The sequence below is a fragment of the Pedobacter gandavensis genome, from assembly GCF_014172405.1.
Lineage (GTDB): Bacteria > Bacteroidota > Bacteroidia > Sphingobacteriales > Sphingobacteriaceae > Pedobacter > Pedobacter gandavensis.
Window position 1 is genome coordinate 115,009 of sequence record NZ_WNXC01000002.1, and the last position, 24,796, is coordinate 139,804.

18 protein-coding genes are annotated in these 24,796 nt (G+C 36.2%); 8 read left to right on the forward strand and 10 right to left on the reverse strand.

What is annotated here, in order from left to right:
• Positions 1 to 5: 5 nt before the first annotated feature.
• Positions 6 to 4,214: an MBG domain-containing protein gene (locus GM920_RS08320; RefSeq protein WP_182955657.1), complete on the reverse strand. Its 4,209-nt coding sequence runs from the start codon at positions 4,212 to 4,214 to the stop codon at positions 6 to 8.
• 343 nt (positions 4,215 to 4,557) lie between these two features.
• Positions 4,558 to 5,031: a 3'-5' exonuclease gene (locus GM920_RS08325; protein ID WP_182955660.1), complete on the reverse strand. Its 474-nt coding sequence runs from the start codon at positions 5,029 to 5,031 to the stop codon at positions 4,558 to 4,560.
• Between the two features lie 255 nt (positions 5,032 to 5,286).
• On the opposite strand from GM920_RS08325, the gene GM920_RS08330 reads away from it, so the two are divergent.
• The 5 genes from GM920_RS08330 to GM920_RS08350 all read left to right on the forward strand — a co-directional run bounded on the left by GM920_RS08330 (position 5,287) and on the right by GM920_RS08350 (position 13,839).
• Positions 5,287 to 5,565 (forward strand): hypothetical protein, encoded by a 279-nt coding sequence (locus GM920_RS08330; RefSeq protein WP_182955663.1) that lies wholly within the window; start codon positions 5,287 to 5,289, stop codon positions 5,563 to 5,565.
• Positions 5,566 to 5,628: 63 nt separating this feature from the next.
• Positions 5,629 to 6,435, forward strand: coding sequence for a GLPGLI family protein (locus tag GM920_RS08335; protein WP_182955666.1), 807 nt, complete (start codon positions 5,629 to 5,631; stop codon positions 6,433 to 6,435).
• 47 nt (positions 6,436 to 6,482) lie between these two features.
• Positions 6,483 to 9,059: a TonB-dependent receptor gene (locus GM920_RS08340; protein ID WP_182955668.1), complete on the forward strand. Its 2,577-nt coding sequence runs from the start codon at positions 6,483 to 6,485 to the stop codon at positions 9,057 to 9,059.
• A gap of 133 nt (positions 9,060 to 9,192) precedes the next feature.
• Positions 9,193 to 11,607 carry an ABC transporter permease gene (locus GM920_RS08345; protein WP_235964486.1) on the forward strand — a complete coding sequence of 805 codons (2,415 nt, stop codon included), beginning with the start codon at positions 9,193 to 9,195 and terminating at the stop codon, positions 11,605 to 11,607.
• A gap of 63 nt (positions 11,608 to 11,670) precedes the next feature.
• Positions 11,671 to 13,839: a hypothetical protein gene (locus GM920_RS08350; RefSeq protein WP_182955671.1), complete on the forward strand. Its 2,169-nt coding sequence runs from the start codon at positions 11,671 to 11,673 to the stop codon at positions 13,837 to 13,839.
• A gap of 140 nt (positions 13,840 to 13,979) precedes the next feature.
• Here GM920_RS08350 and GM920_RS08355 read toward each other — a convergent pair whose 3' ends face one another.
• The 3 genes from GM920_RS08355 to GM920_RS08365 all read right to left on the reverse strand — a co-directional run bounded on the left by GM920_RS08355 (position 13,980) and on the right by GM920_RS08365 (position 16,515).
• On the reverse strand, positions 13,980 to 14,483 hold the full coding sequence (locus GM920_RS08355) for a DinB family protein (RefSeq protein ID WP_182955674.1): 504 nt from the start codon (positions 14,481 to 14,483) through the stop codon (positions 13,980 to 13,982).
• Between the two features lie 613 nt (positions 14,484 to 15,096).
• On the reverse strand, positions 15,097 to 15,402 hold the full coding sequence (locus GM920_RS08360) for a hypothetical protein (RefSeq protein ID WP_182955677.1): 306 nt from the start codon (positions 15,400 to 15,402) through the stop codon (positions 15,097 to 15,099).
• 39 nt (positions 15,403 to 15,441) lie between these two features.
• Entirely contained in the window at positions 15,442 to 16,515 is a 1,074-nt protein-coding gene (locus tag GM920_RS08365) for a RelA/SpoT domain-containing protein (protein WP_182955679.1), read from the reverse strand.
• Between the two features lie 33 nt (positions 16,516 to 16,548).
• Between GM920_RS08365 and GM920_RS08370 the strand changes: the two genes are divergently transcribed.
• Positions 16,549 to 17,688 (forward strand): DUF2971 domain-containing protein, encoded by a 1,140-nt coding sequence (locus tag GM920_RS08370; RefSeq protein WP_182955681.1) that lies wholly within the window; start codon positions 16,549 to 16,551, stop codon positions 17,686 to 17,688.
• A 173-nt stretch (positions 17,689 to 17,861) separates the two neighbouring features.
• On the opposite strand, the gene GM920_RS08375 is transcribed toward GM920_RS08370, so the two are convergent.
• The gene (locus GM920_RS08375; protein ID WP_182955684.1) at positions 17,862 to 18,947 is read right to left on the reverse strand and encodes a PIN domain-containing protein; all 1,086 of its coding nucleotides are present in this window, start codon (positions 18,945 to 18,947) and stop codon (positions 17,862 to 17,864) included.
• Positions 18,948 to 19,245: 298 nt separating this feature from the next.
• A complete protein-coding gene (locus GM920_RS08380; RefSeq protein WP_182955686.1) occupies positions 19,246 to 19,521 on the reverse strand; it encodes a hypothetical protein in 276 nt (91 codons plus the stop codon).
• 123 nt (positions 19,522 to 19,644) lie between these two features.
• Here GM920_RS08380 and GM920_RS08385 point away from each other — a divergent pair, with 123 nt between their 5' ends.
• Positions 19,645 to 20,316, forward strand: coding sequence for a hypothetical protein (locus tag GM920_RS08385; RefSeq protein WP_182955689.1), 672 nt, complete (start codon positions 19,645 to 19,647; stop codon positions 20,314 to 20,316).
• A 427-nt stretch (positions 20,317 to 20,743) separates the two neighbouring features.
• Here the strand turns inward: GM920_RS08385 and GM920_RS08390 are convergent, their stop codons facing one another.
• Complete coding sequence (locus GM920_RS08390; RefSeq protein WP_182955692.1) at positions 20,744 to 21,334, reverse strand: hypothetical protein; 591 nt, start codon at positions 21,332 to 21,334, stop codon at positions 20,744 to 20,746.
• Between the two features lie 196 nt (positions 21,335 to 21,530).
• On the opposite strand from GM920_RS08390, the gene GM920_RS08395 reads away from it, so the two are divergent.
• On the forward strand, positions 21,531 to 22,307 hold the full coding sequence (locus GM920_RS08395) for a hypothetical protein (RefSeq protein ID WP_182955693.1): 777 nt from the start codon (positions 21,531 to 21,533) through the stop codon (positions 22,305 to 22,307).
• A 9-nt stretch (positions 22,308 to 22,316) separates the two neighbouring features.
• Here the strand turns inward: GM920_RS08395 and GM920_RS08400 are convergent, their stop codons facing one another.
• Together GM920_RS08400 and GM920_RS08405 are read right to left on the reverse strand one after the other, a co-directional pair.
• Complete coding sequence (locus GM920_RS08400; RefSeq protein ID WP_182955695.1) at positions 22,317 to 23,609, reverse strand: toll/interleukin-1 receptor domain-containing protein; 1,293 nt, start codon at positions 23,607 to 23,609, stop codon at positions 22,317 to 22,319.
• A 193-nt stretch (positions 23,610 to 23,802) separates the two neighbouring features.
• The gene (locus GM920_RS08405; RefSeq protein ID WP_182955697.1) at positions 23,803 to 24,789 is read right to left on the reverse strand and encodes an FRG domain-containing protein; all 987 of its coding nucleotides are present in this window, start codon (positions 24,787 to 24,789) and stop codon (positions 23,803 to 23,805) included.
• Positions 24,790 to 24,796 lie beyond the last annotated feature (7 nt).

The window sequence follows — 24,796 nt, forward strand, 5'->3', positions numbered from 1 at the left end:
TATGTTTAATTAGTACTAACAATGGTTATAAAACCCTTTTTTGCCGGTGTTACTTTACCAAAGTCGATCACATAGTAATAAGTACCTTCGGCGAGTGGAGTGCCATTAAGTGTCCCTTCCCAGGTATTATCATATCCTTTTTTGCTGTACACCATACGACCTGAGCGGTCAAAGATTTTAACCTCATTATTTGGATAGAATTCAATGTTGTCAATCACCCATTTATCATTTACACCATCTCCGTTAGGAGTCATGATATTGGTCGCTTTAACAATTTCAAAGTCTTCCTTCACAACCAATGTAAAAGTTTGTGTTTGTACACATCCGCTGGCATTGCTGGCAGTTACACTATAGGTTGTTGTTTCCCTTGGTCTCACTGTTAACAACGCTGTATTCAGTCCGCTGATGATACTGTTGTTGGCAGTCCAACTGTAGTTTACTCCTCCGGTTGCGGTTAATACAGCTGTCTCACCTTTGCTGATTGTTGCACCTTTATCGCTATTGATCACCAGCGTTGGCAAGGTATTTACGGTGATTACAAAAGTCCGGCTATAGGAATCTACACCACCATTTTCTATACCTCCGTTGTCCTTAACCATTACTGTAACCATGGCTGTTCCGCCCATTGCTCCTGCTTTAACCTTATAGGTTAAGGTACCTGTAGTACCGCTACCAGTAACCGCTAAACTTTCAAACAGGTTAGCATTGGTACTACTCAGACTTAAAGTGATATTTTGCGCAGTTTCAGGACCGGCACTGATGCCAGTTAAAGCTATGTTTTGTGTAGCTGTAGTAAAGCAAATGTTCTGATCGGCAATCACTGCTATGGTTGGAACCTCATTTACATCAATTAAGTTAACACTCAGTTCTTTTTCCATCCACAGGCTGTTTAGGGTAGTAGAACGCACTCTTATCTTATAAACGGCTTTATTTTCAAAGTTCAGACTTGCAGAAGTATGGAGTTGATTACCGTTTATGGCAAAGAGGGCATTGTCTGTATCACCAGCTCCTGGAACAAGTGTAAAAGTAAAACTTGCTGAAGCATCATCTGAAGTGCTACTTAATATCCCTGCCTTGGTACCTGAGGCACTATTTTCATAAAGAGCTATACCAGCAAGCGTAATATTGGTTGGTGCTCCTGCTTTTACTTTCAGTGTCCCGGCAACATAGCTAAAACTATAATTCTGTGCTACTGCCCCGCTGATGGTAATCGGATAATCCCCGATCGGGCTGTTGATGCTCGCCGTGGTGCTTATCGTCGGTTGGGTTGTCAGGACCAATTCATCCTCATTATTGGCAAATCCTGCATAGCTAAAAGTAAAGTCCGGATTGGTTGTACCTGCAAATTTCTGTTTATCGATTGCGGTAACAGTCAATACTTTTTGGGTAACCGTTAGTATTCCGTTTGGATTTGTAATGGTATAATTATTTAGTTCGCCGTTCTGATCCGCAAGGATGGCTACGATAGGGTGATTCTGCCCTACTGCGGCAGTGGCGATTACACCTGTACTGTTTCTGGTTAAACTAATGTTATCGTTATTTTCGATACCTGTAATAGTCCCGCCAAGGTCAGCTACCGCCAAAGTAGATCCATATACTTTATTACGATCGGTATTCAGTACAACCAGGGCTTTCCTGTTGACCGTTAAAATGCTATTTCTGTAAATAATGTCATAGTTATCCAGTCCTTCACCACTAGCTGATGAGGGTACAATTGGGTAAGGTCCGCCTGCCACTGTTGCAGTTGCTGCAGCTCCCGGACTGGTTAAGACAACACCTGTTATCGTATCGTCGTTCAGCAGCCCCGTTGCATTGAATTCCGTCCCGATATAGGTTAGCGCTGTGCCATAAACTTTAGTCTGATCAACTCCGGTAATGGTCAATTCTTTTTTGTTGACTGTTAGGTTTTGCTGAATAGGGCTTGCAGCATACACGCCGTCACTCCCGGCCTGACTTGCTGTAATCAGCGTATTTCCAGCCTTCAATATTCTCGCCATATTTCCGTTTATAGCAACCACCGATGAATTAGCAGCGGTATAAGTTACCGGTAAGCCAGCCGAAGAATTTACATCGCCCAAAAGGAAAGCTGCATCGCCATAAGTTTTCGGATCGATATTATTAAAAGTTAAGGCTTGATTCGCTCTAGCTACAACGTCAACATCTGCTGATGGTGTGCTGATATTACCCGTCTGATCGATGGCTACGATCCGGTAATAATACAGGATTCCATTGGTTACAGGCGTATGTGAATAGGTTGTTGTTCCCGCTGCAACATCAGTTAAGATCATTGTCGGACTAGCCGTTGTCCCATATAAAATCTGGTACTTATCTAAATCTATTTCCGAATTGGCGGTCCAGTTTAATGTAATTTGTTTATCACCTGGTATGGCAGCCAGACCAATAGGCGCTACCGGGGCAGATTGGTCAACAGTTACTGATCCTGTGCCTGTAGTAACGGTATTACCTATATTACCTGCCAAATCCTTAAAAGCGATATTGTAGGTAACCAATCCATTTGGGTCTCCATCTACGAAAGTATAAGTAGCCGCCCAGTTGTTACCTGTAACAGTTGGAATCACTACATGACCTGCAAGCGTCAATACAGGGGTTTGTATTGATTCGCTGGAAGTAAAGCTCAATGTTACCGTATTTCCAATGCTGGCAAGCAGAGGAGCGCCATTGTTAGACGCTATATTAACAGAGCTCAATGCAGGTCTTTGCGTATCAAAACTCAAAGAAGCCAAAGCTCCGGTGATTGAGAGATTGCCGGAAATATCCGAGTATGTTCCTGCTGCAACAGAAATATTGGCAATTCCTGAGTTGGTTTCTGCTGTTGGAGTGAAGGTTGCGGTACGTGTCAGTCCAGTCCCTGAAATAGCTCCCAGTGTACCTCCGGTAACTACGACATCACCGACGGTACCATTCCAGGCAAAGCTAGTACCTGGATCCTCAGTAAAATTGAAAGTAATTGTTGCTGTTTCTCCTATTTTTAGTGTGGATAGATTACTGGCAATTGCCAATGTCGGCGGACTTGTCATGATCTGCAGCGTAAGCCCCTTGGTCCCTCCTGAAGAACTACCGCCAACATTTAGTGCTTTAGACGTAATGATATGCGATCCGGCAGTAAGGCTGGTACTGGTGATAGACCAGGTACCATCGGTTACTAAAACTGAGCCCAGTAAGTTTGCCCCTTCATAAATAGAAACTGTCGATCCAATTTCTGCCGTACCGATAAAAGTAGGTGTAGTGACATTGGTAATGTTATCTATTGCGGAGATTCCGCTATCACTTCCTTCGGCCAGTGTAGGTATTGACGGTGCGGATTTACTTTCAAAAAACATGAAATCTCTGGTATTTGCACCAACAAATACATCCAGATCACCGTCACCGTCCAGATCAACAACAGCTGGTGCGGCATATTGAAACCCAACATTAGATAATCCGAAAGGATTTGTTAGTGCCGGACTAAACAGAGGTGCAGATTTAGTACCTATATTATGGAAATAGAATAAATTTCCATTTTCAGTTCCGACCAGGAGGTCAATTTTACCATCACCGTCCATGTCCTTAAATACCGGATTGGGAGAATTACCTATAAAGGTTAAACCGAAAGGAACGTTAACCTGTCCTGCAAAAGCTGGCGCTTCAGCAGTCCCGACATTTTCAAAGTAAAAAAGATTACCGTAATATTCACCAATCAGCACATCCAGATCCCCATCATTGTCCAGATCAGCAAAAGTATGGGAGGATAAATAGCCAACACTGTATAAACCGAAGGCTCCCTGGACCGGGGCTGCAAAAGAAGGTACAGAATTGGTTCCGATATTCTTATAATAATAAGAAGCTCCACCTTGAACCCCGACCATGACATCCATATCCCCATCATTGTCCAGATCTACAAAGGTTGGAGTCAGGATACCGCCAATATAATCGGAACCTAAATAATCTATCCTGCCAGCTCCATAAATTGGTGCTTGAGCAGTCCCGACATTTTCGTAATAGACTAAAGTCGCCCCATTACTACCATAATTACTGGAACAGAGCATGTCCAGGTCACCGTCATTATCGAGATCGGCAAAAGTGGGCTTTGTCCATGCACCCATTCCATCGAGGCCAAAGGGATTCGTGGTGTAGGGCAAAAAAGACTGTGCACTTACCTGGTCGGAAAAGAATATAACCATGAGCAGTGACAGAGAGCGTAAAAATATTTTCATAACAATTTCCTGTAAAAGTCTTATCCCTTTGGTTTTCAAAAGTTCAGACCTAGTTAATTAATTATCAAAACTACTTCAGAAGCTAGAATTTCTGTCATGGTTTGGGTCAGAATCCGATCCTGTATTATAATTCCGGATTTAATTTAATTCGAACATATCTTTCGTATGCGCTAATAAATCAATAGCTATTGTAATTAATTCCAGGAAAAATATTGCTTTCAAGCTTACTAGACCAGATTCATGCAGGTATTGCGGTTCCTTTTTGGTCAGGATGCAGAACAATATCGGGAACAGGGAAATATTTCGAGAAGAAAAAAAAATGTAGGGACGTGTTTCTATATGCTTATTTATTTAAGTGTCGCTTATATAGCTCCGCGCAAGCCAATGCATCGCTTAAGGCATCATGGTGATTTAATGGAATTCGATATTCCTGGCACAAAGTAGCTAGTTTTTGTTTGTAAATCTTATAGGTACATTGTTTCTCATACACTGGCTGTGCAATCTGGTAATAATCTAAAGTTTGTGTCAGACAGCTAAAATCAAAAGCACCATTGTGGGCAACGACGGTTTGTCCATCGATAAAGGAAGCAATTTCCCGCCAAACCATGGAGAAATCCGGGGATTTACATGTACGCTCGGGCGTGATCCCATGTACTTGAATGTTCCGATAAAAGTAAATATTATCTGGTGGACAAACTAGTCGGTTAATGGTCTCTTTAACGATGCCATTTTCAATGCGTACCAGGCCAACCTGACAAATACTCCAACGCTTAGCATGAGCAGTTTCAAAATCAATTGCTGTAAAAGTGTGTTCCATAAATTATAATGCGGGCCAAAAATACTAATTAATAAGAGCTGATTTCGGTGGTTCATTAAATTCTTATTCCTTTCCATTTATACCAAGGGCGGCTGTGATTTTTTGACGAAGGTCAAATGTTCGGCGATAAACATTCTAAAAGTCTGGAAATGAAAAAACATCAATCGTTATTTTCTTAAAAATTAGGAGATTAGTTTTACTTCATGTAAATTTCAAACGAACCTTATAAGCAATCAAACCCTCAATCCCCGAATTATGAAAAAGTTCCTATTGTTAATGGCACTTATTGTCATCTCTTTTACTGGTTTTAGCAAAGAAAGCAAAGCCATTAAAAATTCTATTAAGTATAAAAAGGTTAAAATAATTAAAAAATTCAAGCTAAATAAAAAAATGGATTGCTATCCAATACAAATTAACGCCAGCTGTGGAACGTTTCTTGAAACCATGTGTAGTGAAGGAGGAAGCAGCGCTTCGGAAAGACAAGAAGCATACGCCGCGTTTTCTGATATGTACGACAATGCCGTTTGCAATTAATTAAACTATAAAATTTGCTTATAAGGTTTCTCTAATTTAGTTATCACCTACCTAACCATTCAAATGAAAAAAAGTATTCTAATTATAATCACCATTTTTATTTCCCTTAACCTAAAGGCTCAAAAAGGGGAACAGGCATTGGTAACCGTTTTTTATAAATTCAATCACTTAAAAGATTCTTTAAATAAATCCAACATGTATAAAGAAAGAATGGTGTTATGGATTGGAAAGAATGCGTCTGTTTATAAAAGTTATGATAAAATTGTAAATGACTCTGTTAAAAAAACTTCCGTACAGGATGATGGTAAAGGCGGTTATGTTGTAAACACCTCTAATAGAAAGAAGACGATTGAAAACCAGATTTTCAAGTACCCGGCGGATAGAAAGTTGGTGGTTTTTGAAAAGCTGATTAAAAGCTATGCCATTAATGAAGATTATCCGAATATGGATTGGAAAATTGGTTCGGATACCATGTCGATCTCTGGGATAAAGTGTCAAAAGGCGCAGACCACATTTAAAGGTAGAAACTATACTGCCTGGTTTGCTCCTGATTTACCTTACAATACTGGCCCTTGGAAACTCTGTGATCTTCCAGGTTTAATTCTTCAGGCTTATGACGATAAACATGAAGTTGAATTTATGTTTGACGGATTAAAGCCGGCCATTTCAACTGAAACGATCAACATCCCTGGTATAGCAATTGCAACCAGTCCGGCAGATTATAAAAGGCTGGTTGAGTTATTAAGAAATGATCCCAATGCTTTTTTTGCACAGAACGAGGTTAATGGCGTTAGACTAGTTCCTAGTAAACCTGAGGTATTTAAGAATGCCTATAAAACAGAGAACAATCCAATTGAGCTACAGCCTTAATGTTTTTAAAAAAGAGTCTTTTATTTTTAATAATTAGTTTCTTTTCCATGAGTAACGTCTTTTCTCAAGATTATATTCATGGGAAAGTAACGGATTCATTGCGGAATCCAATAGCTTTTGCTAATGTGGCCTTGATGAATAATGGGGTAATCATGAGCTATACCCAAAGCAATAAGAATGGGCTGTATACCTTTAAAAAAACAGAAGAAAACAGTTTGAGGTATACCCATTTACAATTTACGTTTGTGGGTTTCGAGAAAATTACATTACCAATAATTGAAGCTCAAAAACAATACAATGTAGTATTGAAGTCAACAGACCATGTTTTAAAAGAAGTAATCGTTAAAAGCCGGCCCGCTCCCATTCAAAAACGTGGGGATACCACAAATTTTGATTTTGCCTTTTATAAAGCTCCTCAAGATCGTTCTGTGGAAGATGTTTTAAAGAAAATACCTGGAATTGAAGTTACTCCTGCTGGTAAAATCAGCTATAATGGTAAATCAATCACCAGCTTTTTTATAGATGGAGATAATTTACTGGACGATAAATATGCCTTAGGCACCAAGACCATCCCTTCTGGAATGGTTGATACGTTGCAGGTTTTTGAAAACCATCAACCGATAAGAGCGTTGAGTAAAATCTCCCCGACTGACCATGTTTCATTGAACATCATCCTCAACCCAAAGGCTAGAATTAAAATTACAGGTCTTGCTAATTTGGGTCTTGGTACAAGCGAGCATGCTAAAGAAGAAGTGAACCTAATGAGCTTAAAAAAGGGATATAAAACCTTAAACCTTTTAAAATACAATAGCGATGGTTATGATTTATCTAAAGAAATTACTGCCCAAAACTTTGGAGAAATGAACAATGAATTAAGTCGGAATCTAAATTACCCATTGATCGATTTGAATACGATTGCCATCCCTTATCTTAATCAGAATAAGTATTTATTTAATCGTGCTTTTCTGAGCACCACTAATCAGCTGTTTAAGTTAAAGGAGGACATTCAGTTGAAATTTTCCGGCCATTATTTTAAGGATAGCCAGCGCAGCAACTTTTCCAGGTTAAACCAGCAAATAGTTCTGACCGATACTATTCGTTTTTTTGAGGAACAGAATCAGCGATATGAACCACAAAAACTTGAATTCAGAGGCGATTTGACCATCAATAAAAAGAGTGGTTACTTTAATAACACTTTGGTTTTTAAAAATGAGAGATCAAATGCTCTGGCTTTGGTTTTTATAAACGCTGAGCGGGTAAATCAACAATTAAAAACAACACCGTATGAATTTTACAATGAAGCGAAATACATCAAAGCCATTCCGAACAACAAAGCAATAGAACTCTTCTCATTTATTAGTAAATCAAACAACAATCAGCATTTAAATTTGGCACCAGCTGTGTTTAATGGGTATGTGCTGCAGCAGATCAGCATGCCTCAGCTATTCACGAACAACAGTCTGGCTTTAAAAGTCAGCAATCGGAATTTTTTCCAGGAGTATAAACTTTCTCATACTTATGATGAAAAGGAAATCAATTCTGCGATAAATGGCAATTACACGGATCATCTTGGCAATCAACTCCGATGGAAATACCACAGGTTCCAATTCAATCCATCCTTTAATTATATCACAGAGCGCATCAGGGTATCTTTGGGGCTGCCCCTAAACTACAATAACTTTAGCTATAGAGACGATCTTTATGCGCGTAACCAATCTTATGATCAGTTCGTGTTTGAGCCTAAAATCGCAGTTAAAATCAATCAGGGAAAAGAAAATAAGATTACTGCCCAGTATCAGTATAAAAATAACTTCGCCGATGCTGCTACGCAGTACCAGGGTTATATATTGTTAAATTACAGAACACTTAATGCTTATAATCCTGATTTTCTATCTCAATCCAATACGCATAATTTCTCTTTGGGTTATAATTTCAGTAAAAGCATCCGTCTCTTTTCAATAAATGTATTTGGCTTGTATAGTATCAAAGAAAACAATTCCATTAGTCAGATCAGCTTTAGCGACTTCAATCAAACGACTTTGCAGCTACCATTGATCAATTATAACAGAAATTTAATGTTCAATGGAAATACGAATAAATACATTTTTGACCTGAAGACTACCGTTAAAGCCAACTTTACTTTACAACAGCTTTATAGCAATCAGGTGCTGAATAACGTGCTCCTACCCTACAGAACAACGGTCTATACTTTTGGTGCTAGTACGGATACCAAATTCAGTGACCAGGTTTATTTGAAGTACAACGCTTCCTATGTCCCAACAAGGTCTAAATCAACCGCTTTTAACTCCGGCACACAGGAAACAAAATTCATCAACCAAGCCATGGAATTGGTGATTTTACCGGTAAGTTCAGTGGTTTTTAAGCTGAATTTGGAGCATCAACATTACAAAAACACGAATAGCGATGCTTCCAACTATTTGTTTTTAGATGCAAATTTGAGTTGGAAGTTTGCAAAAGCCAAGCAAGAATTGAGGTTTTCAGCAATTAACCTGAGTAATGTAAAATCTTATAGAACAAATTACCTGTCTGCCTATACCAGTGCAAGCTCAACCTATCAGCTTTTGGGTCGCTTTTTCCAAGTAAACTATATTTTTAATTTCTAAGGCAGGGTAAATAGGGATCTGATACATTGTGCATTTTCGATCAACTGCTGTGCATTAACGAACAGTTTGAAATTAGCAAATGGGATTAAACCTTGATTATTGCCTATATTTAAGTTTGGCATATCATTGGCGAATGGTAGCAAAAAATACGGATATGTTTAGGATTAATTTAAAAATTGCTTTGCGCAACCTCTGGAAAAACAAGAGTTACACCTTGATTAATATTCTTGGTCTTTCTATTGGCATGGCAAGCTGTATCCTGATTTTTATCTTTATCCGTTTCCAACTGAGCTTTGATGAGGGCTATAAAAATGAGGACCGGATCTATCGGCTGGTTACAGATTGGAAATACAATGCTTTTAACGATTATTCTTCAGGGGTGCCCATACCTGTTACTTCGGCAGCCAGAAATGAAATTTCGGGAATAGAAAAGATAGGTGCGATAGCAAAAGGAGGAAATGTAATCCATGTTAATGATAAAGAAGGCAAAGAAATTATAAAAAGTCGGGAGGATATTTACTATGCAGAACCATCGTTTTTTGAGGTAATTCAGATAGACTGGCAGTATGGTAAACCAACTGAGGCCTTAAAGGAGCCTAATACCGTCGCTTTATCGCAAGCTACTGCCATCAAATATTTTGGGAATACTCAAAATGCAATGGGCAAAAGCATCAGGGTTGGCACTAAAATGGAATTAAAGGTGACTGGAATATTTAAGGATATGCCTCAAAACAGTAGTTTTCCTTTAAAAATAGTCATTAGCTACAAAAATTTTTCTGAGCGGAACAGCACTTGCTGGGATTGTACCTCTTCAAGCAACAGCAGTTATGTCTTGCTGAAAGAAGGCCTAAAAAGCTCAGACCTACAAGAGACGCTGACAAAGTTCAATAAAACACATTACGCAGATCAAAAGATTGCAGGTAACCAAATGAACAGACTTCAGCCTTTAAAAGAGATCCATTTTGCTGAACTTTATGATAATTTCGCCAATTCGACGATTAGTAAGCATCAAATTTATGGCCTTTCCATCATTGGTTTATTTTTAATCTGTACGGCTTGCATCAACTTTATCAATTTAAACACTGCTCAAGCGGTTAACAGATCTAAAGAAGTTGGTGTTCGCAAAGTCATGGGAGGTAAACGTAAGCAGCTTATCCTGCAATTCTTAACTGAAACTTTCGCCTTAGTACTCATTGCCTTGTTATTTGCCTGTATGCTTACAGAGCTTGCGATTCCTTCCATGCAGAATCTATTCAAAAACCAAATCACATTCAGTCTGTTTGGCAGTCCCATTATTTTTGTATTCATGACCTTGCTGGTGATATTTGTGAGCTTTTTAGCAGGTTTCTATCCGGCAATGATCATATCAGGTTTTAATCCGGCACTGGCTATAAAAAATAAGGTTACACTCAACAACAACGGCTTGAGTTTGCGTAAAGTCTTAGTGGTTGTACAGTTTGCCATTACCATCATTCTGATTATTGGTACTTTGGTAATCGTTCGTCAGATGGAATATTTACAGCAAAAACCATTGGGATTTAGTACAACTGCGGTAGCCATAGTTGGCATGCCTGGGGACAGTACAAGTCATAGCAAACGGGATATATTCAAAGCACAGATCCTGCAAATTCCAGGTGTACAGCTACTCAGTTATTGCCAGGTACCTCCGCTTTCCCAGGACGTAAATTCAACTGATTTTACTTTTAATGGCATGCGGAATAATGATTTTGAACTAAGAAATTGTAAAGCAGATGAAAACTATTTTAAGTTGTTTGACTTGAAAATCATTGCGGGCAAGATCTTTACAAAAAGCGATACGACTACTGGTTATGTCGTGAATGAAACCTTTCTTAAAAAAGTAGGTATTACTAACCCACAGGATGCAATTGGCAAGATGATTAAAACTTCAGATATCAATGTCCCTATTGTTGGTGTGGTAAAAGATTACAATGATAAATCTTTAAAAGAGCATATTTCCGGATTGGCCATTTCTTCAGATAAAAGCCAATATTGGAGCGCTGCTATAAAGCTGGAAGGCGGCGAACAGATGGTTCCTGCGATGAAACAAATTGAAGCCTTATGGAATGTAACTTTCCCTAACAGTGTCTATGATGCTAGCTTTGTGGAGGAAAGGATCAATAGTTATTACGAGAGTGAAGCGATCATGGGCATCTTATTCAAGGTTTTCGCGGGTATCATTATTTTCATCTCTTTTATCGGTTTATTTGGTTTAATCTCCTTTGTTGCTGCACAAAGGACAAAAGAGGTGGCCATTAGAAAAGTATTGGGTGCTTCTACGTTCGAATTGGTTAAAATGCTAAACGGATCATTCTTAGTTATGGTTTTTCTGGCAAATCTGGTGGCCTGGCCACTGGCTTACCTCTTTGTTTCCAACTGGCTGTCTACTTTTGCCTATAGAATAGAGCTGAGTTTTTGGCCTTTTGTGCTTGCCATGTGCATTTCTATGCTGATCACCTTGATCACGGTAAGTATCAGGTCTTATAAGGCGGCTAGTGCGAATACCATTGATGCGCTGAAGTATGAGTAGGGAATGTGGCACAGATGTGATATTTTTACCCAAACAATAGAAATCATAAAAAAGGCTATTCTTATGAGTAAAAAAGCAACCTCTGTATTTACCGCATTTACGTTTATATTGATACTATGCAGTTTCGTATCCTCCTATTCATCTGATGAAATAAATCAGGAGCATAAAATAGAGGGCAAGATTGTTTACAACAAGAAGAAACAAAGCATTGCTTTATCCTGGCCAGCATTTGGCGTTTCAGGAAACTATGTCATCACAAGAGGAGGAAGTCGTTTGGCATCAAATTTTGTATCGCTGGGTTCAACCTCTAAATTGACATTTACAGATAATAAGCCAAATGCAGCTAAATACGAAAACTATTATAAAGTTACGCGCAACGGTATCAGCATAATTATTTCGCTAGAGGGTCAAATTTTTGGCAGCAATATGTATTTCTACGATAGAAAGTATGAAAAAGCAGAGACTGCAAGAAAGGAAATCAATTCTCAATTTGGTACTATTGGTTTAGGCGGATCAAATGGAGAATGGACTACAAAGCGTCAGGCCTATTATTTCAAAGCGAATGTGAATGGTCAGACTTATGATTCTGGTGGCTCTGGTTCAGCATCATCAGCTACTGCCAACGCAATAGAATTAGGTTTTTACGCGCACATTGGAGGTTTAGGAAAAGTACCAGAAGCGGTTAAATTAGGCGCTGTATTCACTAGACCTCACCTGTCTGGTGGAGCAAATGCAACCTGTACATTTTGGCGTTCCATGGAAAATGTGACCGTGATGCGCGATTTTGCATGGACAGTTTCTCAATCCACAAGTGCAAGAAGGATGTCAATTGAAAGCACATCTAAATATATTTCAGATGTTGGAAAAGACAATTTTTGGGGCAGCGGTGGTTTTATTGCCGACACTCATTATACCTCATCCAGACCAAACTGGGCTGGACAACAACAATGGTACACAAGGAATGCGACTTTCCCTGCAGGTTCTGGAGCGATGGGAGGTTCTTATAGTATGGTTTGGCAAGGCTGCATTAATCCTCCAAAAGCGGATGACACCAACGCTCCAATTTCAACTACTCCGATCATCCGAGAAAAACCTTTTCTTTTTATAGATGATGATGGCGAATACAAAGTATTTGTTCCAGCATGGCAGAAGGATAGAGTTGGCGTTTCCTGGTCGGCAACAGCTATGGGCAAAGGCAAAATTCAAGATTTGTTGACCGACTGGTATGTTGCCAAAGCAGGCGATACCGATGTAGAGATCAATAATGCATTAAAAGCTGGTAAAAATATATTCTTCAGCCCAGGACATTATGCGCTGAACGCTCCTATTCAAGTGAATAGAAAAGATGCTATACTACTGGGTGCGGGTATAGCTTCGGTAACCTTAGAGCCTACTGAGAAAAATACCTGGGGATGTATCTATGCGGATGACAAGGATGGAATTATCATTGCCGGACTTCTGATGGATTCATTCAATAGTACAACTTATCAAGTTAGAATTGGTGCCGAAGATGCAAATGCAGACCATGTTGCAAACCCGATCTTGCTTACAGACATCACTTGTAGAGTTGGTGGCGTTCAATCAAAAAATATTCAGATCCATACCTCTATGCAAATAAACAGCAACAATGTGGTTGGCGACCACTTCTGGCTGTGGCGTGCTGACCATGGTTCGCAATCTGGCGGAAATGCCCGTTGGCTAAGGGATAGGTGTAAAAACGGGTTGATTGTGACTGGCGATGATGTCACATTATATGCCTTATTTGCGGAACACTATCAAGAATATGAAGTATTATGGCTAGGAGAACGTGGCAGAACCTATTTCTTCCAAAATGAGCCACCATACGATGCCCCTAATCAAGCAAGTTGGAGCAGTCAGGGAGGTAAAGTTGAGGGGTATTCGGCATTCAAGGTAGCTAATACAGTAAAAGAACACCATAGTATAGGATTAGGTTCGTACGCAGTTTTAACAGGAACAGATGGCAAAGTGAATAAGAAAAATGGCTTTGAAATACCCAATAGGCCGGGTGTGAAACTTGAAAAAATGTGTATCACTCGTTTTGCGGGTACAGGTAATATCTTAGATGTAATCAATGGCATTGGTGGCAGCACAGCAACTGGTGTAAAACGGGTGGCATTATACAACAATGGAACAGGACTGCAACCTTTCGACGAAGAATTTGAATTGCCTAATCGGGAATCCTATCCTAGGTATATCATTATGGATAAGTAAAGGTGTTGATCACGGTGAGTATCAGGTCTTATAAGTATGAGTAAAGGATTTAGGAAATAACAATAAAATTGAAACTAAATGCAAAGAGCCCGGTACAATACCGGGCTCTTGCAGTAAATAACAACCTTGTTTTACAAAGTTTAGGATTGTTGGGATTCCTCATAAGTAGGGCCGTACAGAGAAGGCACTTTATTTCCCGTCGCCCTGAGATGCGCGATAAGCTCTCCGCGATGATGATATAAATGATTATAAAGAAATCCTCTGATCACCTGAATTTTCGGCATTGGTGGTATAATTGGACTACCTCCTGCAGACATTATCCAAGTATTCATATACTGAGATTCATCAGAATTTTCTATTACAGTCTTTGCATTTGCAACATTTTCTTCAAACTTTCCCAGGATGTTAGCGGCTTTACTAATATCACCTTTGTCATATTTATAAGACCCCATATCAAATTCATCCTGTGCAAATGTAGGTCCATACCAGTTGTATACTTCGGCAATATGCGAAGCCAGCTGACCGACCGACCAAAGATGTGGTTGCGGACGGTATTCCAATGCACTGTCCGGAATCATTGATAATAATTTTCTTGTGTTTTCTGCTTCATGCATGAATTCACCGATTAATGCTTGTTTCATCATTTTTATATTATTTATGTATATAAAAATAATGAATATTTTCCTACGTACATCCTGGTTTTCATTATATGTATTTGCAACGATTACAAACAAATACACCTAATTATATACAATAGTTCCATAACGATATAAGATATAGCGTAGCGGAAAATATTCAGAAGGAAGATCGTAAAAATGGAGGCTATATATTGCCCTAGAATGTATCAAAGGATTTAAACTTTCTTTCGGACTGGGTAAAAGCTGTATAAACGAAAAAAGAGGCAAAAGCCTCTTTTTCAATTTTTAACATTTTAAGTCGGGGTGGCAGGATGCCTTACCGACCCTTTAAGTATCTTATTTTCAATAACTTACAATCTCAAAAAAAAAGAGGGTGTAGATTAGGGCATAATTCATTTCAAATCAAATCAGCTTAAAGTGTTTTATTTACTTGTATAACTATCTTCTGACAGTAAAGATATAAATAACTGCTTATTTGATGGCTCAAAGATAGCTTTTTGGTGCCATACAGCAAAATAAACTTTAAACAAAAACGTTATTATTTCATAAGTGCTTTTATATCTTATAGTTTAGTTTTCATTACAAGACCAAGTTAGTGTCATTCCAAGCAGCAACCATATTACTCACTATCTATAAGTGTTGCAGTAACCGAATAGCCCGCTGAGTCTGCCAAAAATGAAATATGAACATTACCATTATTCATGGAATTAAATCTTTGAATATTAATTTGCCTTGTTTTCTTTTTAAAAGGGATATTAATATAATTATTAGCAACTTCTTCATCTTCCAAAGAATACTTTGACAACAAATAGTTCATGAGAAGTTTCAGATTTTTTTCTGAAATATTTGAAACAGGTATTATTTTGGAATAGATCTTTTCCATATGTAAATTACATTCGACTTTCCAACTTTTTTTATGCTCCATTTTCCATTGAGTTATAATTCATAATTCTCATTTCCTATTCTAAAAGTTTCTATCATCCTCTCCTGTTGGGAATTTTTCCTCATCAATGTTAATAGGTAGATAATTTTTTGAAGATGCCATATTAAAACTTTTCGCAATTTCAGCGAATTCATTTTTCAAACGACCAGCATAGTTAGCAGGCCTTTCTTTAAAAGTAAGTGAATTCATAATATCTATTCCTCTAAGTGATTGAACAATATCTATCTTAACATTTTCATCAATTTTAAGACTACTGATCTTATCTTCCAATTCCTTTATTTTGAGATCTTTCAATTTTAGTTTTCTAAGTGAATCAATTCGATTTTTATATTGATCAATCTTTAAATTCATAATAAAAGAACCCATTTCATCAGCACTGCCAGCAATACGGTTAAAAATTGAGAGAAATTCACCAAAAATCTCGTTTTCAGTTTCATTTGGATATCTGACATTATGATCAATTTCGCTCCAACCTTCTTCAAAAATTGTTCTAACTTGAATTTCTACAAAAAGCTCTTTTTTCCCAGGCTTAGTTTTTATTATATAATGTAATGATCTATAACCAAACGGATGTTCCTTAACTTCAAAACCACGTTTAGAAAACTCACTCTGAATTTCTTCAGAATCTCCCTTTCTAATGTAAGCGGTTTTAGTCTCCTTCAAATCCCATTGATCAGTAATATTAGTATCAACTTCTGTCCAATGGCTTTTCATTAAATGTATTGCTCTAACCCCCATTAAATCGGTAACTTCATCTATATAATTATCATGGTTAATAATTCGATCAGGATTAGCAATTCTTTTCCTTATAATTTTTGATATTAATCCGATTGAGTCTTTGACCCTATATCGCACAGAATGAACATTTTTATTAGACATGAGACTATTTGCGATAGAAACACATGCCTTTTCTAATTCCGGAGTTTGTTTTACATGTGAATTATAGATTTTCTCCAATTCCTCCCAACCCAAACTAAGTTCATTAAATTTTTCTTTGGTAATTCCTAGTTTTACTAAAATAGAATTGCGTACTTGTTCATCCATAATTAAAGGTAACTGTTTAACTAAAGTTTCAAAAATAATCTTTAGTAACATGTTTTTCCTAAATTTTGGTTTACGCCCGCAAACATGAGTTACTTACCAAATAAGCTGTTTCAAGACCGAAACATTTTACAACAATCATACAATTATAGAATTAATCGATTTTGCAATGAGATAGTTCTTTACTTTAGCAAGAACTGCAAATTCCTAAAAGAAATAGGGATTCAAAAAATTAACACTAAAATAGTATTGACTGTTACTGCAAAAATGTCTAACAGAATATTATTTGAGGATGAATATCAAAAGCTTCTACAAAATGATCCTTTTGTCAAAGAGTATTCATTTTTAAAATCAAAAGGGGCTATTTTAGAAACTGATATATTTTCCAAATCATTTTCAGATAGTTTTATTGAAAAATTATCCCATTATTATTTTGCTCCAAAAAAAACCAAAAATAGATATTTATTCAAATACCTAACGTATAATGAAAACATAACTACACTATTAACTAATAATAGCTTATGGTTCTCCGATCCTAATTCATTTAATGATCCATTTGATTGCCGTTATAAAATTGATGCAGATCCATTAGATTGGGAAATAATTGAATTCTATTATGGAAAAGATAATGCTCAAACACAAGCTTTGCCATTTGAGGATTATGCAAGGGCGTTTATAATGCCGCCGAAAGATCAATTTCTCAAAGACTTGGAAGAGCACCATTTTATGAACTCTTTTTCAAAACAACAGGGGGTATGTTGCTTTACGGAAAAGTATGACAATAAGTTGATGTGGGCTCATTATGCAAAGGATGCTACTGGTCTTTGTCTCGTTTTTGACACTTGGAAAGATGTTGAAAAAGAGCACTTAGTGTTTTCAGGCGACAAAGTTAAATACAGGAATTCATTAGTTAAAAAGTTCTATGATGGTTCTGGCTATTTTGAGATTACAGATATACTTTATTCAAAGAACAAAATATGGACTTATGAACATGAAATTCGTGAACATATTAGAATTGAAAAAGGACAAACAGACAGGGCAGTTTCCTTCGATCCACAAAGCCTAGTTGGGATTATATACGGTGCAAAAATGAATAAAAAACACAAAGAGACAATCAAACAGTTAACTTCTCAGCTAGATAAATATAACATTGATCATATTGATAGTTATATAGATTTACAAAACAACTCTATAAGACTTAAAGAAAATCAATTAAAATTACCTTAGATTTACTGGTTTTCTCCCCATTTGGCGTCAAAGTATCCGCTGATATAAGAATGATAGAACTTCTCTAGAGCATCTCCAATGATAAATACCTTCCAAGCTTCATTTACTACTGACGGAAAACAGCATTAAGTCCCATGAAACAACCAATTAAAAAAGCAAAACATATATTAGTTTTAGTTTGAACTATCGTCAAAAGTTAAATTCTCTGGACTTCCAAATTCGATATCTAAATACTCTTCTGTAATATCTGAGACTGGTATTGTTAGATCATAATTAAATGAGACACGAACATTTTCTTGGCTGGCTAAAAAGAGATTGTCATTCCACTCTTCCACGCTAAATGGAGCGCTGTCTTGCATGGATATAACTTCCGATTTAGAAATTAGGAACCCTATATCTGCTATTCCACTAACCTTTATTGGAACATAAAATAATTCCCCAATGATATTAATCTCTGATTCAATTATTTCAATATGAATTTCATCCAGACTGTAAATTGTCGTTTCCGCTGAATCATCATCATCTATATCAAATATATCTGCTTCGTCTATATGGTTTAATACCAGAATATTAATTTCCTCCTTCCTTTCCAGCAACGCTAGTTTTTGCACTTCTAATTCAACTTGCTTTTCGTAAAAAGCTTTAACACCCTTAAAACACTCAGATTCAAAAAGTCCAGAAATTTCCTTAAAAACAACAACGTTACTCAAATCACTAAATTGTTTCGTGAATTTTATATCTTCGCTAATAAAGTACACAACATTCTTTGCTGATATTTCCATTATATTTTGGTAAATAAATGCGTCTGGTATGTCAGCACGATTTTTTAACGTTTGAAATGGTTTTCCTCCTGTAAAATAGTTATCAAATACTGGCTTAAAATATTTCGGATTATTTTCATAGAGAATGGCTTTTGATTCTTTAATATACTCACTCCAAAGTCTTTCTACTGAAGGAGTTACGTCTGGTAATTTTTCATTTATTTGGTCAGCAATATTTACAAATTCTTTAGAATTTAGTTCGTGCATTCCTTTTCGCTTAAAACCTTTCAACTTTTCGACAATAATTTTAATATCATCATTTAAAAGTTTTATGGAGTTTGAGGTGGACTCCTTATATATCATCCAAGGAATATGTAATTGTACTAAATTTTCCGATCCTAATTTTTTAATATAAACCAATTCGGTTTTACTGAATGTTATATCCTTTCTAAATTGGTTAGAATCTAAAACTACATGGAGTAAAGAAGGTTTTCGCATATCTATTTTTGAAATTTACGGATATTTAGTTTTGATAAAAATGAGCATTTATTATTAAATAATATAAATAGGGATTTGATCATCAGTCTTCCTTCATAGATCAAGTAGTGTTTTTATTTATTTTATTGGATTTCCTAATCGAATTGAAACAGGTACAAAATAATTTATGCTTTTCAATTCACACTAAAGGATTAAGAAATCCTCTTTACTTACCTCATTTACAAATGAACCTATATAGGTTACTGTTAAAAGTTAGAAATGAACTCAGGAAGTGGGTTAGATTACACAAAAAAATCACCTATTGAAGAGGCTGGAACATGAGGTTGCTACTTGATGGATAGTCCTCTAGTAGTTCAATTGCTGCTTCAATCTCCTGCGACGTTAATTCTTTAGTGAGTTTTTCTTCTATAAGTCTTTGCAAGCGTGACTTGCCGTCAGGATTATGTTCCACTAAGTCAAATACTGTAATAATATGACCAGTGGTTATAGTTGGGGCTAAAAAACCCGCTACATACACATTTAATACTCTTTCGGTTAGTGAGCGCATCTCTGGGAGGTCTTTTTGAGTTTTCATGAGGGAAAGATACAAACTATCTAAAGCTAAGCTTTACGGTTTCCCGTAAAATGGATTAAACTTAGAAAAAAGACATGCACGGGCATATAATTTCCACTAAATTTAATATCTAATTCTCTAACTATGATAGAAAAATACAGATTTGCGGTAATAAGCTTCTACGAAGAAAAAAAAAAGGCAGGAGAGCTTTCAAAAAATTTAATGTACCCTAGCTGCGCCAATATCCGCAACGAATTCCAATTATTGTTCGGAGCAGGGTGTGATTATTTAGATAATCGAATGCTAAAGGAATTTCTTGAAATTCCATACGAAAAAGAAATATCAGATTTAGCTGTCAAAAAATGTGACACTGATAAATTCAAACCTCTCTACAACTTTTTGAAAAAGGGCATTAAAACCCGCGAAAAAAACATAGAACTTCTTGCATGGTTAATTAATTTTCGTCCGAGACCTTTTTCACAGTATTGGCGCTTATCAAACAGTAAAATAGATCTACTTTCAGAATTGTCAATAACAGAAAGTGGTATAGTAGAGAAAAATAATAGTGGACTATTACATATTAGCCAACATAATTTACCTGCGCAAAAAAAAAACGAAATTTACGCAATTGGAAGACCTGATGCATATAGCCAAGACTATACGATCGTAAGAGACAAAGACCAGGTAGCCTATTCTAGTCGAACATCAAATGATAGGTTCTTACAAAAATTAGTTACTTTGGAATATCCTTCAGGAGTAAAACTATCCGTAGATGCTTCTGATTTATCATTAATAGAGCAACTGTTGAAATTGTAAGTCAATTCGAATTAACCAAAACTAATGTTAATTAGCACATCTGCCAATTGCGGCTGGGTACCCCTAGCCATATTAAGATCGAAACTATTTCAAAATGACCTGATAGGGATTGCAAAGATATCCATTCCTAAAGAAGTTTACGATCGCATTTTAGCGAAAAGAAAAACCAAATAAAACTGGTGAAATTTACAGATTACATAATAATGAATAGCAAAGCCAAAACCAGGCCTTCCTATTCATTATTACTTACCCATGAGAGGGAATTGTTAAACATGGATCGCTTAAGCCTTATTGAACCTATTATTGTCGGTTTTGAGAAAAGATTGTTTTCTTATTAACACTATTTTTCATTTGCTATACAAATGCCCCTAACCGAGCTACTTTATAATAAAAGGAATAATACTATACTCTCTTCATTTTGGCTCAACTAATTAAATGGATTTAAACGATCACGGCGTTTATTTTTTTCAATAATTTCTGCTTTTCTAGTCGTGATTGAGGCTAAAACTGGAGCTGTTATACTGTTATTAAATTCTTCAGCTTCCAATTTCACCCTTTCTATATTGCTATTTACATCTTCAATCTGATTAGTAATCTGTGCCTTAACCTCCCTCTCTGTCTTTTCATTAAGTTCTGGCGTAGACCATCTCGTCCAAATTGTGATCATTAAAAATCGATTATTTATGATTTCGCCTCTGATATCGCCAATATGTGTCTGATTATGTGGCTGGTATTTAAACAGATCTGCATTTCCTTGAATTGGAAAACCATATTTTACAGTAGCAACAAAGTACCTTCTCATATTTGGAATTGGCTCCATTTTCACCTCGGGTGATAAGTTTTCTGTTGAAATACTCAATTCAGGATTAATTTTGTATTTGGTTGCTATTTCTGTTGCAAGGGTTTCCAAATCCGCATTTAATAATTTCTGTTCAGATAATCCTTGGATTTCTCTTTCTATATTGTTTAAAGTAGTACGGAAAAGCTGACCAATAGGTTGTTCTCTAAATATTCGCATGTTTTTGAAAAAGTTAATTAATTATAGTAATGGCAAGTAAGATCAATTTCCTATCCATAAAAATTCTTAAGCCATTTTGGCAGGGTTAGTAGTTCGCTTAACATTGCAAGCTTATTGCCTTGTAAATTAGTGTCAAATTTTATCCACCTCACACTGGAATTGTTTTTTAAAATTAAACAATCGTAAATTGTAACCGATGAAAAAAGGAGAATGCAAACTTTGCGGACAACACACAGAACTAATTAATCAATCTCATATATTTTCTAGTTTCATGTACAAGGGGGTGTTTGATACAACAAAGAGAACATTCCTTCAAGACCTAAAAAAAAATACAATCCCAAAATATTATCAAACTGGATTTTATGATAAAAGTATCCTTTGTCAGCACTGTGACAATGTGGTATTAGGCAAAAATGAACGATATGCAGATTCCTTATTTCATTCCCCTATAGATAAAAGTCCAGTTCAAATGACCGAATATCGTGAAACCCCAGATATGTCTTTTGTTATTCTTTCTAATATCAACTACAAATCTTTTAAACTATTCGTTCTTGGAATATTATGGAGAGCTCATATTTCAAAAAATCTTTTTTTTAAAGGTGTAAATATTCCCGATCATGAGTCTGAATTAAGGAAAATGATCATCACTGATGATCCTGGAGATGCAGCTATCTATGAGATTGCATTAGTACGACTTGATCGTCCAAACGATTCACCAATTGACTTAATTCCAACCCCAACGATCAACCAGCACGGCAGGCCTAATGTAGCTTCCTTCCTCGTAGGTGGTTATGTTTATTGCATTGGGCTAGAACCTAATTGCGGTTTTAGTTTTTTTCCCGATTTTTCGTTGAAATCTTCGAATGAGATGCTTATGCCGCGTTTGAAAGGTAGTGCGGCAAGAGGCTTTCTTAGGGCATTAGACATTCCTGAACAATATGCAAATTACTTTACAGGCACTGATGTCTCTTAGTAGAAATTTTCAAGAAGTACGTAAAAATTTAAGAATGTGATTAATGACATCCTTTTCCAATTGCTGAGAATTAATTACCCCGTTAGAATAGCTAGAAAAGTCTTTTGAATTTGTCCTACGTAATTCACAGATATTTTCCCAATACTCTTTCTGCATTGTCACTGGACGTATTTGGTTCTCCTGCACCTCAAACAGAAAATTATCTATATGTATTGGAAAAAGAGTGTTGTTCCAAGTTTCCTCCTGTTTCTTCCTTCCTTGGCTCAATTCAAACTGACAGGCCTTGCTCTTTAAAGAGTGTTGGGATGAGATAAAGAGAAGTGTCTCATGCTCCTGTACATTCTTCTTCATTATATCCTCGAGATAGACACCCCCAGGAGCGTCCTTTTCCCAAAGAAAACATGTAGCCCCATGTTTTTGAAGTATGTCGCTCACAGCTTTAGCGAATATCCCATCTTTAAAACTGTAAGAAATAAATATGGTTCGATATGCTATCTCGTTTGATATATTTTGGATATACTCCTTAAAGTGAGGAGTTTTAATATTAAAATACTCCTTTAGAACCTGTTGATCTGACAATTCACTTTTAAGAATACTCTGAAAATCGATCGAAGCATAATTATGGTTATTAGGATTCTCACCTAATTCAAATGTAGAGTTTGATAGAACACAATCGACAAATGAACTTAAGTATATCCTACATCCATCAAACTTACTATTGCGGAAATCGGAGCTAATGAAATGACTAAACACAATCTCACAATCATTAAAGCAGAGGTCATTAACCGTTTCTTCAATATTCTCACCCTCTGAATAGTATGTGACCGATTGGAATTGCGAATTTTCAATATGACACCTATCCCAATTCACATTGAACATGGTTTCTCCTAAAAAAATAAGTCCAACAATATAGCAATCATAGAACCATGCGTTATCCAAATCACCTTCATCAATTTCTACATTTCTAAATCTACATTTTTCGAACTGGAGACCTGTCCAACTGAACTGGCCATGTGAGAAACGAGAATTCCTGAAATCACAGTTATGAAATTCGCAGTCCTTGAAATACAGGAAAAAACCAAATATATTTTCAAAAATGCAATTTGTAAATTTACACCCCTTAAAGATAAAACCATCATATTTACCATTGAACCCATGTTCAAAAAAACTGTGGTTGTAAATTCCATTGTTAAAACCACCGTATTTACCCTTTTTCCCGGAAATTTTTTTTGGTGCTACCACTTTCATCATTTCGACAAGTGATACTTTATCGTAATAAATTAAGTTCCCTTCTTCTATCATAAAGCGTAATTTATCCCTAAGTTAAGAATTAGATCATAATATTTTCTCCTTCTATTATCCAACTTGATGAGTTCATGAATGGAATTTTATCCAGATCCTATCTTAATTTTGATTAACATCATTACCCCTTAAAATTCAAATATTTGAATTAATACAATTCAATATGTAAACAGACATCTTGGATTGAGAAGGGTTACAGGTCTTTTTTAAAATCTAAAAAAGAATTCAAAGCAATAAATTCTTCTTGTGGATAGATGAAATCTCTTGTTATTCCCATTGAACTTAGGTAGTTTATGATGTACTCACTAAAGGATTTATGAATATCCCAACAATGTATTTTTCCTAATAAAAATGTTCCATTAAATTTCGTAAATCCTCCTGAAAAGAAATCCTCAAGAGGGTGACTTGGATCATGATTAAATACAAATAACCCTTCCTGATTAATAATATTCAGATTGTGTTGATTGTAAACCAATTTAAAATCCGGTCTACTTGGCATAGAAAAACCTGCTCCAACACCACTATAGCCCGGTAAATAAAATAATTTTAACTTCTCAAAATAACTATAATTTAGCTCAGCTATTTTAGATGTAATAGGTTCATCGTTTATATCAAACTTTTGATTGGTAGAGATTATTTGATCAATACTTCCAACTTGACTTTCAATATGGTTTAAAATTGAAATAAAATCTGGTTGTTTCGTATCTATTGCATAAACTGAAAAATAGTTATCTATATCTGTGGCAGGATTATGAGTTAGCCCATCAATACAGAAGAAAAGGCTACAGTCAAAATTATATGAAAAGTCAAGAAGAGGGGTTGGTGCATTATAATGCTGTAAAAAACTTAAAATTGAAAAATCGTATGCTGTATGACCAAATGCTCTAAAAAACTTTATTAATAGTCCATTTTGGAAATTCTTTGCATTATTTATCTCGTCTTGAATAAACTCTTCATAAGTTTTCCCTAGTTTTTCAAGCTCTTGCCCTACCCAAGCACGTTGTCCTGAATTATAAAGTTTAAACTTCGCATTGTTAACTCCTCTAAAAACATAGCTTTTACTGTCATCCAATGCTGTCCATTTTTGAATTAAGTCATCAAGATCTATCTTATTTTCAATAACCTCATGGTTGAAATGTTTTTTCTTCTCTTCAAGAGAAGAATAAAAAGGAATATTCATTTGTTGG

What these genes read in the sequence shown, in the direction of transcription:
- GM920_RS08330 (WP_182955663.1), top strand. Translation starts at nt 5,287, where the DNA reads ATGAAAAAGTTCCTATTGTTAATGGCACTTATTGTCATCTCTTTTACT.
- GM920_RS08350 (WP_182955671.1), top strand. Translation starts at nt 11,671, where the DNA reads ATGAGTAAAAAAGCAACCTCTGTATTTACCGCATTTACGTTTATATTG.
- GM920_RS08385 (WP_182955689.1), top strand. Translation starts at nt 19,645, where the DNA reads ATGATAGAAAAATACAGATTTGCGGTAATAAGCTTCTACGAAGAAAAA.
- GM920_RS08355 (WP_182955674.1), bottom strand. Translation starts at nt 14,483, where the DNA reads ATGATGAAACAAGCATTAATCGGTGAATTCATGCATGAAGCAGAAAAC.
- GM920_RS08320 (WP_182955657.1), bottom strand. Translation starts at nt 4,214, where the DNA reads ATGAAAATATTTTTACGCTCTCTGTCACTGCTCATGGTTATATTCTTT.
- GM920_RS08400 (WP_182955695.1), bottom strand. Translation starts at nt 23,609, where the DNA reads ATGATAGAAGAAGGGAACTTAATTTATTACGATAAAGTATCACTTGTC.
- GM920_RS08375 (WP_182955684.1), bottom strand. Translation starts at nt 18,947, where the DNA reads ATGCGAAAACCTTCTTTACTCCATGTAGTTTTAGATTCTAACCAATTT.
- GM920_RS08360 (WP_182955677.1), bottom strand. Translation starts at nt 15,402, where the DNA reads ATGGAGCATAAAAAAAGTTGGAAAGTCGAATGTAATTTACATATGGAA.
- GM920_RS08370 (WP_182955681.1), top strand. Translation starts at nt 16,549, where the DNA reads ATGAGTTACTTACCAAATAAGCTGTTTCAAGACCGAAACATTTTACAA.
- GM920_RS08335 (WP_182955666.1), top strand. Translation starts at nt 5,629, where the DNA reads ATGAAAAAAAGTATTCTAATTATAATCACCATTTTTATTTCCCTTAAC.
- GM920_RS08380 (WP_182955686.1), bottom strand. Translation starts at nt 19,521, where the DNA reads ATGAAAACTCAAAAAGACCTCCCAGAGATGCGCTCACTAACCGAAAGA.
- GM920_RS08340 (WP_182955668.1), top strand. Translation starts at nt 6,483, where the DNA reads ATGAGTAACGTCTTTTCTCAAGATTATATTCATGGGAAAGTAACGGAT.
- GM920_RS08390 (WP_182955692.1), bottom strand. Translation starts at nt 21,334, where the DNA reads ATGCGAATATTTAGAGAACAACCTATTGGTCAGCTTTTCCGTACTACT.
- GM920_RS08365 (WP_182955679.1), bottom strand. Translation starts at nt 16,515, where the DNA reads ATGTTACTAAAGATTATTTTTGAAACTTTAGTTAAACAGTTACCTTTA.
- GM920_RS08405 (WP_182955697.1), bottom strand. Translation starts at nt 24,789, where the DNA reads ATGAATATTCCTTTTTATTCTTCTCTTGAAGAGAAGAAAAAACATTTC.
- GM920_RS08325 (WP_182955660.1), bottom strand. Translation starts at nt 5,031, where the DNA reads ATGGAACACACTTTTACAGCAATTGATTTTGAAACTGCTCATGCTAAG.
- GM920_RS08395 (WP_182955693.1), top strand. Translation starts at nt 21,531, where the DNA reads ATGAAAAAAGGAGAATGCAAACTTTGCGGACAACACACAGAACTAATT.
- GM920_RS08345 (WP_235964486.1), top strand. Translation starts at nt 9,193, where the DNA reads ATGGTAGCAAAAAATACGGATATGTTTAGGATTAATTTAAAAATTGCT.